This window comes from Streptomyces sp. URMC 126, from assembly GCF_051386555.1.
GTDB lineage: Bacteria > Actinomycetota > Actinomycetes > Streptomycetales > Streptomycetaceae > Streptomyces.
In genome coordinates this window covers 1-13973 of sequence record NZ_JBPQTX010000185.1, presented here as the reverse complement: position 1 = coordinate 13973, position 13973 = coordinate 1, and the positions used below count along the sequence as shown (strand labels likewise).

Annotated in this window: 12 protein-coding genes and 1 pseudogene; 8 read left to right on the top strand and 5 right to left on the bottom strand. The window is 74.2% G+C overall.

The genetic code is table 11. The annotated features are described in order from the left end of the window. Nucleotides 1-132 precede the first annotated feature (132 nt). From ACSNOK_RS21505 to ACSNOK_RS21495, 3 genes are all read left to right on the top strand, one after another. Nucleotides 133-813 (top strand): HAD family acid phosphatase, encoded by a 681-nt coding sequence (locus ACSNOK_RS21505; RefSeq protein WP_436782368.1) that lies wholly within the window; start codon nucleotides 133-135, stop codon nucleotides 811-813. A gap of 97 nt (nucleotides 814-910) precedes the next feature. Further along, nucleotides 911-1324, top strand: coding sequence for an ArsR/SmtB family transcription factor (locus tag ACSNOK_RS21500; protein ID WP_436782367.1), 414 nt, complete (start codon nucleotides 911-913; stop codon nucleotides 1322-1324). Continuing rightward, on the top strand, nucleotides 1308-4274 hold the full coding sequence (locus ACSNOK_RS21495) for an HAD-IC family P-type ATPase (protein ID WP_436782366.1): 2967 nt from the start codon (nucleotides 1308-1310) through the stop codon (nucleotides 4272-4274). Before ACSNOK_RS21500 ends, ACSNOK_RS21495 begins: the two co-directional genes overlap by 17 nt. Before the next feature lie 132 nt (nucleotides 4275-4406). On the opposite strand, the gene ACSNOK_RS21490 is transcribed toward ACSNOK_RS21495, so the two are convergent. After that, nucleotides 4407-5783 (bottom strand): hypothetical protein, encoded by a 1377-nt coding sequence (locus ACSNOK_RS21490; RefSeq protein ID WP_436782365.1) that lies wholly within the window; start codon nucleotides 5781-5783, stop codon nucleotides 4407-4409. A gap of 150 nt (nucleotides 5784-5933) precedes the next feature. Continuing rightward, entirely contained in the window at nucleotides 5934-7445 is a 1512-nt protein-coding gene (locus ACSNOK_RS21485; protein WP_436782364.1) for an LCP family protein, read from the bottom strand. 327 nt (nucleotides 7446-7772) lie between these two features. Here ACSNOK_RS21485 and tatA point away from each other — a divergent pair, with 327 nt between their 5' ends. The 4 genes and pseudogenes from tatA (at nucleotide 7773) to ACSNOK_RS21465 (ending at nucleotide 11121) form a co-directional block, all read left to right on the top strand. Then, nucleotides 7773-8009, top strand: a complete 237-nt coding sequence (gene tatA / locus ACSNOK_RS21480) for a Sec-independent protein translocase subunit TatA (protein WP_436782363.1) — start codon at nucleotides 7773-7775, stop codon at nucleotides 8007-8009. A gap of 96 nt (nucleotides 8010-8105) precedes the next feature. Continuing rightward, nucleotides 8106-9491, top strand: a complete 1386-nt coding sequence (locus ACSNOK_RS21475) for an alkaline phosphatase (protein WP_436782362.1) — start codon at nucleotides 8106-8108, stop codon at nucleotides 9489-9491. A 208-nt stretch (nucleotides 9492-9699) separates the two neighbouring features. After that, entirely contained in the window at nucleotides 9700-10638 is a 939-nt protein-coding gene (locus tag ACSNOK_RS21470) for a beta-ketoacyl-ACP synthase III (RefSeq protein ID WP_436782361.1), read from the top strand. Between the two features lie 64 nt (nucleotides 10639-10702). Further along, a pseudogene (locus tag ACSNOK_RS21465) lies at nucleotides 10703-11121 on the top strand (VOC family protein). 23 nt (nucleotides 11122-11144) lie between these two features. On the opposite strand, the gene ACSNOK_RS21460 reads toward ACSNOK_RS21465, so the two are convergent. The 3 genes from ACSNOK_RS21460 to ACSNOK_RS21450 form a co-directional block, all read right to left on the bottom strand. Continuing rightward, nucleotides 11145-11870: a helix-turn-helix domain-containing protein gene (locus ACSNOK_RS21460; protein ID WP_436782360.1), complete on the bottom strand. Its 726-nt coding sequence runs from the start codon at nucleotides 11868-11870 to the stop codon at nucleotides 11145-11147. Then, nucleotides 11870-12094 carry a hypothetical protein gene (locus ACSNOK_RS21455; RefSeq protein WP_436782359.1) on the bottom strand — a complete coding sequence of 75 codons (225 nt, stop codon included), beginning with the start codon at nucleotides 12092-12094 and terminating at the stop codon, nucleotides 11870-11872. The genes ACSNOK_RS21460 and ACSNOK_RS21455 overlap by 1 nt, the downstream gene beginning before the upstream one ends. Before the next feature lie 81 nt (nucleotides 12095-12175). Continuing rightward, nucleotides 12176-13087: a glutaminase gene (locus tag ACSNOK_RS21450; protein ID WP_436782358.1), complete on the bottom strand. Its 912-nt coding sequence runs from the start codon at nucleotides 13085-13087 to the stop codon at nucleotides 12176-12178. Between the two features lie 181 nt (nucleotides 13088-13268). On the opposite strand from ACSNOK_RS21450, the gene ACSNOK_RS21445 reads away from it, so the two are divergent. Beyond that, the gene (locus ACSNOK_RS21445; RefSeq protein WP_436782369.1) at nucleotides 13269-13847 is read left to right on the top strand and encodes an N-acetylmuramoyl-L-alanine amidase; all 579 of its coding nucleotides are present in this window, start codon (nucleotides 13269-13271) and stop codon (nucleotides 13845-13847) included. Nucleotides 13848-13973: the final 126 nt, after the last annotated feature.

Here is a 13973-nt window from a genome sequence, read left to right as displayed (position 1 = left end):
CCCCCGACCCGCGCATTTCCGCCCCGACTTCTCCCCGCACCCGCCGCACCGCCTCGTCGCGGAACCGAAGCATCACCCTCCGGACAACCTCACGTTCCCCACCCGTCACAGAGCAACGCGATCGTTCCCGGCATGACCGCATCGATCCGGGCCCGCCGCACCGCCGTCGCCGTCTCCGCGGCCGCCGCTCTCGCCACCCTGGGCACGACCACGTCGGCCACCGCCGCCCCCACGGCGGCGGACGACTCCAGGGCCACCGCCTCCACGGCCGCCCCGTCCGGCTCCTCCGGCGCGCGCACCTCGGGCACCGCCGGCCTGAAGGGCGTCGACTACGCGGCCTGGCAGCGGGACGTGCGGGCCGCCGTCGACCGGGCGACGCCGCACGTCCGCGAGCGCACCGCCCAGGCGCGTACCGAGAAGCAGGCCGTGGTCCTCGACATCGACAACACCTCGCTCGAAACCGACTTCCACTGGACGTACCCCACACCGGCCGTCGCGCCCGTCCGCGACCTCGTCCGGTACGCCCACGAGCGCGGCGCCGCCGTCTTCTTCGTCACCGCACGCCCCCGCCTCCTGGAGTCGCTCACCGAGGACAACCTCAAGCGCGTCGGCTACCCGGTGGACGGCCTCTCCGTCCGCCGCCTCCCCGACCTCTTCCGCGACGTGAGCGCCTACAAGACCGCCGAGCGCGCGAAGATCGAGGCCAAGGGGTACAAGATCATCGCCAATATCGGCAACAACACGACGGACCTCAGCGGCGGCCACGCCGAACTCACGGTCAAGCTGCCCGACTACGACGGCAAGCTGTCCTGAGCCCACCGCGCGGAGGCTACTGGGGGCCCGGCCGCCCGGTTGCCTAGACTGGTCCCCCTCGGGCGTGACGACGCCCGGCAGGGACGGGAGAGCGACAGTGACGGCAGGCGTCGGCGGATTCGAGAGCCCCGAGGGGGCCGTCGAACGGAGTGCCGCCGACCCGTCGGCGGACGTGCTGAGCGAGGCCGCCGCCGCGTTCGGGCTGCTCGCCTCCCCCGCCCGGCTGCACCTCGTCTGGGCCCTCGCCCAGGGCGAGAGCGACGTGACGGGGCTGGCCGAACGGGTCGGCGGCGCGCTGCCCGCGATCAGCCAGCACCTCGCGAAGCTCAAGCTCGCCGGGCTGGTGCGGTCGCGCCGCGAGGGACGCCGCGTGGTCTACCTGGTCGACGACCCGCACGTGGTGACCATCGTCCGCCTCATGGTCGACCAGCTCTCCGACCGCCGGGCCGACCCCGCGTCCCGGTCGCGGTCCGGCGCCGCTTCCGGACGCCTCCGTGGCCTGGGCGCCTGAGGCCGGCCAGGCCGGCTCCACCCTTCACGTACTGCGGGAGCTGGGCAGTGGCCCGCGCGGACTGACCGAGGACGAGGCCGCCCGCCGGCTGGCCGACGCCGGCGAGAACGTCTTCCCCGGCCGCCGCCCGCCCGGGCCCCTCCGGCGGTTCGCGCGCGGCCTGCGCGACCCGTTCACCGCCGTCCTCCTCTGCCTCGGCCTGGTCTCCGCCGCGGTCGCCTCCTGGGGCACCGCCTGCGTGATCAGCGTCCTCGTCACCGTCAGCTGCGCCCTCCGGACCGCCGGCGAACACCGCGCGGAACGCGCGGCGGCGGCGCTGCGCGACCTCGTCCCGACCACCGCGACCGTCCGCCGCCGCCCGGCGCCCGACGCGCCCCCGGTCCAGCGGGAGCTGCCCGTCGGCGAGCTGGTGCCGGGGGACGTCGTACTCCTCGCCCCCGGCGACCTCGTCCCGGCCGACCTGCGCCTGCTCCGCACGACCGGCCTGACGGTCCACGAAGCCGTACTGACGGGCGAGTCGGCCCCCGCGGTGAAACGGGCCCTGGACGTGGCGGCCGGGGAGGCCGTGCCGGCGCCGGACGCCGACGGCGACCGGGCGGGACGGCTCGACGGCCGGCCCCCGGCCCAGACCGACCCGGCTCCGGACGAGAGCCGCGGCAGCGCGCCCGGCGACTCCCTGACGGCCGCCCCTCCGGCGCGCCGCCTCACGCTCGTCCTCCCGTCGGGAGACGACACGGCCGGTGGTGACATAGCCGGTGGCGGAACCGCGAACGACGAGGCGGGCACCCGGGCTGCACTCCCCCGACGCCGCCCCCACCGTTTGGCCGCCGCCTCGGGAGAAGGACAGGGCGCGGACGCCCCGCGGGAAGCCGTCGCCCCCTCCCACCTCTGCTTCCAGGGCAGCAGCGTCCTCTCCGGCACCGCCACCGCCGTCGTCGTCGCGACCGGAGCGGCGACCCGCCTCTCCGGGGCGCTCCCCGGCGCGGCACGCGGCGGCGGCGCACGCCTGGCCAGCCCGTTCGACCGGTCTGTCAACGGCATCGCCTGGACGCTGATCCGGTTCATGCTGCTGACCGCGCCCCTGGTGCTGGTCACAGGCGCGCTGCTGCGCGGACGCGGGATGGAGACGCTGCCGTTCGCCGTGGCGGTGGCGGTCGGGCTGACACCCGAGATGCTGCCGGTCGTCGTGACGGCGGCCCTGGCGCGCGGCGCCGCCGGGCTCGCGCGCGGCGGCGAGGTGATCGTGCGACGGCTCCCCGCCCTCCACGACCTGGGCGCCGTCGACGTGCTGTGCGTGGACAAGACGGGCACCCTCACCCAGGACCGGCCCGTCTTCCACCACGCCGAGGACGCGCACGGAGACGACGGCGCGGAGGTGCTGCGCTGGACGGCGGTCAACGCCCTCTGGACGCTGCACCTCGCCGAACTCCCGGTGCCCGACGCCTTGGACGAGGCCCTGCTCGACGCGGTGGGGGACGCCGCCCTGGCGGCCGCCGAGGAGGAGTACGAGGGGGTCGCCGCCCTTCCCTGCGCCCCCGGGCGCCCCCTGTCCACCGCCGTCGTCCGGCGCGCCGGCGACCCCCGGTTCGCCCTCGCGGGCGTCCACGTCCTCGTCGTCAAGGGCGCTCCGGAGGACGTCCTGGAGCGCTGCGCCCTCGAACCGGCCGAACGCGCGCGCCTGTCGCGGCGGGCGGCGGAGCTCGCGGCGGACGGACTGCGCGTACTCGCCGTGGCCCGCGCCGAGCGGCCGTCCCGGACCCGCCCCTACGGGCCCGGCGACGAACGCGGACTGGAGTTCACCGGCTTCCTCGCGCTGCGCGACGCCCTCGCCCCCACCGCCGCGGAGGCGCTGGCCGTCCTCGCGGACCGGGGCATCGCCGTCCGGGTCCTCACGGGCGACCACCCGGGTACGGCCGCCCGCGTCTGCCGCGACCTCGGCCTGGACCCGGGCGAGGTGGTGACCGCCGACCGCGTCGACGCCCTCACGGACGGGGAACTCGCCCGGCTGGCCGCCCGGACGACGGTCTTCGCGCGCTGCTCTCCGGAGCACAAGGCCCGTATCGTCCACGCCCTGCGGGCGAGCGGCCGGACCACCGGATTCCTGGGCGACGGCGTCAACGACCTGGCCGCCCTGCACACCGCCGACGTCGGCGTCTGTCCGCGCGCGGGCGTCGACGTCGCCCGGGAGGCGGCCGACGTCGTCCTCGCCTCCAAGGACCTGACCGCTCTCGACCGGGCCGTGGCGGCGGGCCGGGGCAGCACCGGCACCATCGCCGCCTACCTGCGCATCACTCTCTCGTCCAACTTCGGGAACGTCATCGCCATGCTGGCGGCCGGGCTGCTGCTGCCGTTCCTGCCGATGCTCCCGGCCCAGGTGCTCGTGCAGAACCTCTGCTTCGACGCCGCCCAGCTCGCCCTCGCCTTCGACCGCCCGGACCCGGCGGCCCTCCGCCGCCCGATCCGGCTCCGCCCCCGCGACCTGCTGCGTTTCGTCACCGTCTTCGGTCTCCTCAACGCCGCGGCCGACCTCGCCACGTTCGCCGTGCTGGCCTTCGCGGTCCGTTCGGCAGGGGACGACGGCGGTCAGGATGCCTTCCACGCGGGATGGTTCACCGAGAACCTGCTGACCCAGGCGATGGTCATGCTCCTGCTGCGCTCCGGACGGCACCTGGCGGAAGGCCGTCCCTCCGGCCCCATCCGCCTCGCCACCACCGCCCTGGCCGTCGTGGGCCTCCTGCTTCCCCTCTCCCCCCTGGGCCCCCCGCTCTCCATGACCGGGCTGCCGCCCCTGACGTACCTCCTCCTGGCCACCGTGCTGACCGTGTACGGCGCCGCCCTCGCGGCGGCCTCCCGCCGGTACGCGCGGGGTGTCGGGGGCGGCGAGGGGCACGCCGTGCCCGGCGGGGCCGGAGCCGTCCGCGACGGCGGCGGGCGGCCACCGGCCGGCTGAGCCCGCCGCCTCGCCGGCTACCTCGGCGAGGCGCCCGGTCGCGTCACGGGCTCCCGGGTGCGGTCACGTCGCCCATCCGCGCACCGCCGCCCGGACGCGTCACTCTTCCCCGTACCGGCGTTCCCGGTCGCCTCACCAGTCGCCGCCCCCGAAGCCACCGCCGTCCCCGCCGCCGAAGCCTCCACCGTCGCCCCACCCGCCTCCGAAGTCACCCGAGTCAAAGTCGCTGCCGGAGAAGTCGCCCCCTTCGGGGCCGGTGTCGGTCGGGACGCCGCCGAGGTCGGAGGCGTAGGCAGGGCCGGTGAGCATGCTGCCGAGCATCGTGCCCATGAGGAGCCCGGGCAGGATGCCGCCGCCGAAATAGCCGCCCGCCCACGGCGCGTACGCGGGGCCGGCGTTCCAGTACGGCTGCGGGCCCTGGGCGGTCTGGACCGTACGGGACATGGGGTCCTGGCCGTCGGCGATACGCGTCGCGTCGGCGCGGCAGGCGGGGACGGTGCGCGGCGCGCCGCCCGGGGGTGCCCACTGGACGTCCTCGACGGAGGGCCCGTGGCGGGGGTCGAAGAAGCAGGGCAGCCGGCGCTCGGGCAGCGGCGCCCCGGTGCGGCGGGCGGCGAGGGTGGCGAGGGCGAACCGGCCGTTGTCCAGGGCCTCCGTCACGGCGGTGACCTCCTGGGGCCTGGTCGCCGCCGCGATCCGGCGCTTGGCCTCCTCGTACGCGTCGAGGGCCTGCTCGTAGTCCTGCCGCATGGCGTCCGTGGCGCCGGCCTCCGACGGCGAGAAGTCGAGCCGGTCGAGTTCCTCGCCGAAGGCGGTGATGTCCTCGTCGACGACGACGCGCAGGGCATCCAGCTCGGCGCGCTCGCGCTCCTCGCGCTTCTTCTTCCCGCGCCGGTAGAGCGCGTAGGCGCCGCCCGCGCCGGCGACGACGACCGCGCCGCCGACGATCAGCCCGGTGGACCCGCCCCCGGAGTCGGAACCGCCCCACGAGTCGGGGGCGTGCCCCCGGGCGGTCTTGATCGCGCCGTCGACGAACGCGTTGAGCTCTGTGCCGGCGTTGGCGTTGTCGTTGCGCCGGACGGAGTCGCGCAGGTTGGCGACGGCATTGTTGGACATGACCCGGCGGTCGGCACCCGCGGTGAACTTGTCGCCGAGCCGGATGGCGTAGACGCCGCTGACGCCGACCTTCCCGCGCAGGTCCTTCAGGACGGTCTTCTGGGGGAACTCCGGGGTGTCCGGGAGTACGGCGACGAACACCGGCTTGCCCGCGTCCTTGATCTTCTTGGCCAGGCTGTCCGCGTCGGCCGACGAGAGCTGGGAGGACGCCCGGGGGTCGACGTAGACGGGGCTCTTCCGCAGCCCCTCGGCCACCTCGTTCAGGCCGGTGGCGGCGTGGGCGGGCGGGGCGAGGGCCGCACCGCCGCCGGCCACCAGCAGCAGAGCCGCGACGAGCCCTGCGAGGAGGACCGGCAGGGACCGGGGCGGGACCCTGGGAGTGGTGGCGGACATGGCGGTGCTCCTCGGAGAGGCGGAGGGGACGGTTGTGCGGCGTGCCGGCGGGTAGCCGGTGCGGCGCTTTTTCATCGGAATTCCGAACTTACTCTGCATTCACTGAAACAACGGACTATTCAGTCACCCGGTTCCCCTCATACCCTCACGTCACCCGTAGGACAAATCGGGGCAAGGGTTCCCGTCCGACGCTCTCGCGTCCGCCACCGTCACCTCCGCCGCCACCGCGATCCGCGCCGACGCACCCTCGGCCGACGCTCCGTCCGCCGATGCGCCGTCTGCCGACGTGCCGTAGTCCCGGCCGAGGGTGAGCGAGATGCCGGATTCCGCGGTGCCCCGTACGAACGCCCCGGGGAAGAGCCGGGCCAGGGTGCGGGCCCGTCCCGCCTGTCCCGGGCCGAACTCGATCACGGTGGTGCCCGCGTCGCCGCCTTCGGCCGTGCGGGTGCCTGTCACCGTGTAACCGTGCCGCCGGAGGAGGGTGGCGGCACGGGCGGCCGCCCCCTCCACGTGCGTGGCGTTGACGACGGAGACACGGACGCCGTTCCCGGACACCACCCCTCCCTCGCCCCCTCTACCACCTGAGCCGCTTACGCCACCCTTGCCCCCGTCGCCACGCTTCGCCGCCCCGGCGCCGTCACCACCTCCGGCGGCGGCACTCCCGCCCCGCACCGCGCGGTCCTCCCGAAGCGCCGCCCACAGCGCGTCCGCCTCCGGCCGGACGACCGCCACCCGGTCGCCCTCGTACCGCCACGGCATGGTGACGAACGTGATGTCGCGCCGGTCGATGTCCTTGAGCGAACGGGCGAAGGACACGAGCTTGTCCACGGAGCCCAGCCCCGGGTCCACGGTGAGGGATTTGGTGGCCGCGTCGGCCAGCGGGAGCAGGTTCGCCGGGGCGAGCCCCCGGGACCGCACCTTCTCGACCAGGGCGGCGACGAACGCCTGCTGGCGGCGGATGCGCCCGATGTCCGAGCCGTCGCCGATGCCGTGCCGCACCCGCACGTAGTCCAGCGCCTTCTTCCCGGACACCGTCTGCCGCCCCTTCTTGAAGAGCAGATCGCCGCGGCCGCCGCGGTTCGGGTCGAGGTCACCCTCGTAGACGTCCTGCGGCACGCACACCTCGACGCCGCCCACGGCGTCGGTCAGCGCCGCGAAACCGGCGAAGTCGACGACGACGGTGTGGTCCACGCGCAGCCCGGTCAGCCGTTCGACGGTGTTCTGGGTGCAGGCGGGGTTGCCCTCGGGGGTGCCGCCGACCGAGAAGGCCGAGTTGAACATGGCCTGCTCGCGGGCGGCCGTCCAGCTGCCGTCGGGGAGCCGGCAGGGCGGGATCTCGACGAGCGTGTCGCGGGGGATGGAGACGACGGCGGCCCGCTCCCCGTCCCCGTAGACGTGCATCAGGAAGGCGGTGTCCGAGCGGCCGGTGCGGCCGGTACCGCCGCCGAGGTCCCGGTTGCCGCCGGCGCGCGAGTCGGAGCCGATGACGAGGACGTTGTCGCCGGCGGCGGAGCCGGGGGGCCGGTCCCGGGCGATGCCGTTCGCGTCGAAGACGCCGAGGTTGCCGTCGAGCCGTAGGTACGTCCAGCCGGCCGCGGCCACCAGCAGGATCACCAGCACCAGCGACGCACCGCCGAACTTCCGGCCGCCCCCTCCGCCCATCTGCGAGCCCCCAGCTCCTGTGCGCTCCCCGGCCCCGTACGGAACTCGCGTCCGAACGAAGCCCGTGTCCGTCGTCCCGCCGAACCGGCTCTCCCCCGGTCGGCCGCGCCGCCTCCCGTCCGACTCCCGTTCACCCTCAGGGGCGTATCCCCCAGGAACTCATCCCCAAAGACGGGAGACGGTCACCCCTGGTTGCCCGATTGCGCAATCCTGCAAGTAAGGTGGTACGGCATCGGGCGGAAGACAGAGACCGCGCGGAGACCGCGCGGAGACCGCGCGGAGCCCCGCAGAGACCTCGCGGAGACCGCGAAGAAAGCAGGTGGCGCCGTGTTGCGCAACGCCCTCGAACCCTGGCACCTCATCGTCGTCGTGCTCGTCCTCGTCGTGCTCTTCGGCTCGAAGAAGCTGCCCGACATGGCACGCGCCCTCGGCAAGTCCGCGCGCATCCTCAAGAGCGAGGCCAAGGCCATGAAGGAAGACTCGACGCCCACGGCCGGCACGCCCACGGCCGGTGCGGCCCCCACCTCGACGACCGTCCCCACCCCTGTCGAAAGCTCCCGCTGACCTCGACGTCACCTCGTATTGCGCTGCCGTACACCCTCGCTTGGTGAGCTTCCTCCGGCCGGGCACACAGCCGGCCCACGAGGAAGGAAAAACACCATGGGTTCTCGTCCGTACGGGCGTCGTCTCGCCTGGGGCGCCGCCGCCCTGCTCGTCGCCGGAGTCGCGGTGCCGGCCGCGGCCTCCGCCTCCGACAGCGGCCGCACGGACCGGGGGGACCAGGTGGCCGAGTCGGCCGTCGCGGCCCAGGCCCACGGCCCGAAGAAGGCCAAGAACGTCATCCTGCTCATCGGCGACGGCATGGGCGACTCCGAGATCACCCTCGCGCGGGACTACACCGTGGGTGCCGCGGGCCGGCTGAACATGGACAAGTTCCCGATGACCGGCGCCTACACCACCTACTCCGTGGACAAGCACGGCAAGCCGGACTACGTCACCGACTCGGCGGCGAGCGGCACCGGCTGGGCGACCGGCCACAAGACCGTCAACGGCCGGATATCCAAGACGCCCGGCACCGACAAGCCGATGACGACGATCCTGGAGCTCGCGCAGCGCAACGGGCTCGCCACCGGCAGCGTCACCACCGCCGAGCTCACCGACGCCACCCCGGCCGTCCTCGCCTCGCACGCCACCGACCGCAGCTGCCAGGGCCCGGCCGACATGAAGGAGTGCCCGAGCGACCGGATCTCCAAGGGCGGTCCCGGCTCGATCGCCGAGCAGAGCGTCAACCACAAGGTCGACGTCCTCCTCGGCGGCGGCAAGCAGCGCTTCGACCAGAAGATCACCGAGGGCCGCTACAAGGGCCTGACCGTCACCGAGCAGGCACGGAAGCTCGGCTACCAGGTGGTCACCGACTCCAAGGCGCTCGGCAAGGCGCGGTCCGGCCAGCCCGTGCTCGGCCTGTTCGCCCCGGGCAACGTCCCGGTCGAGTGGACCGGCAAGGCCGCCGCCCAGGGCGGCACCGCGCCGCAGCGCTGCGTGACGAACAACCCGGAGCGCACCGCCGGCACGCCCACCCTGGAGGAGCAGGCCAAGAAGGCGCTCCAGCTGCTGGAGCGGAAGCAGCACGGCAAGAAGGGCTTCTTCCTGCAGGTCGAGGGCGCGTCGATCGACAAGCGCGACCACTCGGCCGACCCGTGCGGCCAGATCGGCGAGACGGCCGCGCTGGACCGCGCGGTGAAGGTCGCCCGCGCCTACGCCGCCCAGCACCCGGACACCCTGGTCGTCACCACCGCCGACCACGGGCACACCAGCCAGATCGTGCCGCTGGAGGCCAACCCGCCCGGCCTGTCGTCGACGCTCGTCACCGACGAGGGGCAGCCGATCAAGGTCAACTACTCGACCAACACCCCGGGCAAGTCCCAGGAGCACACCGGCACCCAGGTCCGCATCGCGGCCCAGGGCCCGCAGGCCGAGCGCGTGCTGGGCGTGACCGACCAGACGCAGCTCTTCACCACCCTCCGCACGGCGCTCTCCCTGCGCTGACGGCACACCGGCACCGGGCCCCCCGGCCCGCTCACCCCGATCCCGTAGGGCCCGGCCGACCGGAGGAACCCGGAAGCCGGGCCCCATGGGCTCTCCTGTGGGTTGTGCCAGTTATCCCGCCGGAACGTTGGTGGAATGCTCATCGCTCCGGCGCCGGGCGCGGTCAACACTGGGGGTTCGGATCATTCGCCCGCAGGAGGAACCACCGATGTCCGGGTCGCGCGTCATCGCCCTCGGTCACTACCAGCCCGCCAGAGTGCTCACCAACGACGAGCTGGCGGCGATGGTGGACACCAGCGACGAGTGGATCCGCTCCCGGGTCGGCATCCACACCCGGCGCGTCGCCGCACCGGACGAGTCCGTCGACGCGATGGCCGCCGAGGCCGCGGCCAAGGCCCTCGCCGCGAGCGGTCTCGACGCGGCCGGCATCGACCTCGTCCTCGTCGCAACCTGCACCGCCGTCGACCGCAGCCCGAACACGGCCGCCCGCGTCGCCGCCCGGCTTGGACTCGCGTCCCCGGCCGTGATGGACGTCAACGTCGTCTGCTCGGGCTTCACCCACGCCCTGGCCTCCGCCGACCACGCCATCCGCGCCGGCGCGGCGACGAACGCCCTGGTCGTCGGGGTGGAGAAGTTCACGGACGTGGTGGACTGGACCGACCGCTCGACGTGCGTCCTCGTCGGCGACGGCGCGGGCGCCGCGGTGGTCTCCGCCGCGGAGGAGCCGGGCATCGGGCCGGTGGTCTGGGGCTCCGTGCCGGACATGGGACACGCCGTACGCATCGAGGGCACCCCCTCCCGGTTCGCCCAGGAGGGCCAGTCCGTCTACCGGTGGGCCACCACCCAGCTCCCGCCGATCGCCCGCTCGGTCTGCGAACGGGCCGGCGTCGCCCCGGAGGAACTGGCGGCGGTCGTGCTGCACCAGGCGAACCTGCGCATCATCGAACCCGTCGCCCGCCGCATCGGCGCCGTCAACGCCGTGATCGCCACCGACGTCACCGAGTCCGGCAACACCTCGGCCGCGAGCATCCCGCTCGCCCTCTCCAAGCTCGTCGAACGCGGCGCTATCCCGTCCGGCGCGCCCGTCCTCCTCTTCGGCTTCGGCGGCAACCTCTCCTACGCGGGCCAGGTCATCCGCTGCCCCTGAGCGGGTGCCGCCGGGGTCCGATCCGTTCAAGACCCGGCCCGGGGCGCCCGCCCACGGTGCCCGCATGACACCACGTTTCGACTGCACGGGCCTCGTCGTCTCCGACATGGCCCCTTCCCTCGCCTTCCCTCGCCTTCTACCGCCGCCTCGGCCTGGACATCCCGGCGGAGGCGGACGGCCTGCCACACGTCGAGCACGTGCTGCCGGACGGCCGGCGACTGCTGTGGGACACCGACGCGACGTACCGCTCCTTCGATCCCGGCACCCGTCTGCCCACGGGCCCGGGCCGCGTCACCCTGGGCTTCGCCCGCGACGGCCCCGCCGAGGTGGACGCGGTCTGGGCCGAGCTGACGACGGCGGGAGCACACGGGGCACAAGGAGCCGTGGGACGCGGCGTGGGGCCAGCGGTACGCGATCGTACTGGACCCCGACGGCAACGCGGTGGGCCTGTTCGCCGCCCTGGAGACGCCCTCAGGGGACTGAGGCCGCCGGGCGGCGGTGCGGCGTCACCGCTCCCGGACGAGCTCCCCCAAGGTGACCCCGGTCAGCCGCCGCACCTCGCGGGCCAGGTGCGCCTGGTCGGCGTATCCGCAGGCCACGGCCACGTCGGCGAACCGGACGCCGGCCCGGGCCGACTCCAGCGCCCGGTTCGCCCGCAGCACCCGGGCCAGCGTCTTCGGCCCGTACCCGAAGGCCCGCAGCGACCGTCGGTGCACCTGCCGCTCGCCCAGGCCCAGCCGGGCGGCCAGTACGGACACCGGCTCACCGCGCCGGGCGGACGCCAGGACGGCACCCGCCAGCGGGTCGTACGCGTCCACGGCAGCCCTGCCGCCCACGACCTCCTCCAGTGCCCGGCCGGGCAGGGGCGACTCCGCCACCCGCTGGGCGACGAGCCGCGCCCGGCGCCCGGGCCACAGGTCCTCCAGCGGGACCCGCCGGTCGCGGAGCTCGTCCGCCCGCACACCGAGCAGGGCGGCCCCGGTGCCGGGGCGGAAGCGCATCGCGGTGTACACGGCCCCCGGCACCGCCTCGACGAGGTGCGCCCGGGTGTCCGGGCCCGCCACGATCAGCCGGCCGTCGACCGCGATCAGGTCCATACAGCCGTCCGGGACGACCCGCACCGGGCCCGCGGCCCCGTCCGCCCGGGTCCACAGGACCGCTCCGGGCACCCGCCGCGAGGCCCGCTCCCGATACGCCCCCGGCCCGTCGGCCACCGGCAGTGGGTCGGCCACTAAGGCGACTCCCGTAGATAGAGCGCCCCGCAGGAGTGGCAGATCGGAACCTTCCCGGTCCCCCAGAGGTCGACGGAGCGGGCGGCCGCGCCCGGGTCGAGCTCGCGGCCGCACATCCCGGTCGGGCCGTCGCCCTCACGGACCACGTGCCACGTCTTGATCGCGGGGTCGTCGTCGTCCGGAGAGCTGCCGTCCGCGTATTCGGCGCGCAACTCGTGTTCCATACGGCCTCCTCCTGGTTCTCCCCGTGCTCCACGATGCGCCGGGCCCGGCCGAGCCGCCACCGCCGCCACCGGGAGCCCGCCTCAGAACACCGACCAGCCCGTCAGCGTGGTGAAGTGGTCCAGCGCGGCGACGCCCGCCACCGAGTTCCCGCGCGCGTCCAGTCCCGGGCTCCAGACGCAGAGCGTGCAGCGCCCGGGTATGACGGCGATGATTCCGCCGCCCACCCCGCTCTTGCCCGGCAGCCCCACCCGGTAGGCGAAGTCGCCGGCGGCGTCGTAGGTGCCGCAGGTCAGCATCACGGCGTTGATCTGCTTCGCCTCCCGGCGCGGCAGCAGCCGCGTGCCGTCGGCACGCAGCCCGTGGCGGGCCAGGAAGCCGCTCGCCAGGGCGAGATCCCGGCAGCTCATCTCGATGGAGCACTGCCAGAAGTAGTGCTCCAGGACCGTGGGCACGGGGTTGTCGAGGTTGCCGTAGCTGGCCATGAAGTGAGCCAGGGCCGCGTTCCGGTCGCCGTGCTCGGACTCCGACTTCGCCACGGCCGGATCGAAGGACACCTCCGGATTCCCGCTCTCGGCGCGGAGGAACTCCAGCATCGTGGTGCTCGCGTCGCCGGTCAGCGTCTGCAGCCGGTCGGTGACCACCAGCGCGCCCGCGTTGATGAACGGATTGCGCGGAATGCCGTTCTCGTATTCGAGCTGCACCAGGGAGTTGAAGGCATTTCCGGACGGTTCCGTTCCGACCCGCTCCCAGATCTTGTCCCCGCCCTCGGCCAGGACGAGCGCCAGCCCGAACGCCTTGGAGATCGACTGGACGGAGAACGGCCGCTCCCAGTCCCCCACCCCGTACACACCACCGGTGACATCGGCGACCGCCATCCCGAACTGCCCGGTGTCCATCCCCGCCAGGGCCGGAATGTACTGGGCGGCCTGACCGCGGCCCACCAGCGGGCGCGCGAACGCGGCTACCTCTTCGAGGACGGCCTGGTAGTCCACTGGCGTGCGCTTTCTGTCTCCGTACGGACGTGCGACGTCCGGCCTGCGGCCGAATCGGCTCGCACGATATCCGAACACCCCGATAACCTGCGAACTTTTCGGTACAACAGGGCCATTCAGGCGTATCCGACAGGACGTGCGCCACCCGAACCTTCGAGGAGCGCAGGCCGTGGCCGCACCCATGTCCGCCGGAACACTGCTCGCCGCCCTGAGAGCGGAGGGCTCCACCGTCGTCGAGGTGCCCGGCTGGCGCACCCACAACCGCGCCGGCCACGGCCACTGGGGCCCGGTCCACGGCATCATCGTGCACCACACGGCGACGGCCGGCACGGAGACCTCCGTCCGCCTCTGCTGGGAGGGCACCGATTCCCTGCCCGGCCCGCTGTGCCACGGCGTCGTGGGCAAGGACGCCCGGCTGCACCTCGTCGGCTGCGGGCGCGCCAACCACGCCGGCGGTGGTGCCCCGGACGTTCTCCGGGCCGTCGTCGCGGAACGGCGCACGCCGCCTCCCCGCCGCTTCGACGCCGACGGGAACACCCACTTCTACGGCTTCGAGTGCGTGAACCTGGGAAACGGCACGGATCCCTGGCCCGAAGCGCAACTGGAGGCGATGGAACGGGCCGCGGCGGCGGTCTGCCGGCACCACGGCTGGACCGAGCGGTCCGTCATCGGCCACCTTGAGTGGCGCCCTGGGAAGATCGACCCGCGCGGCTTCACCATGGACCGGCTGCGCGCCCGGATCCGCGACCGGCTCGCGTGACGGCCCGGCGGACACCCCTCTCCGTCTTCTCCGTCTTTGCCGTCTCTCCTCGACGGCACACCCCCCTCCCGCCTCGCGAGCGCACTCCCCGGCCTCCCCGACAATGGACGGGTGACCGGCCCGTCC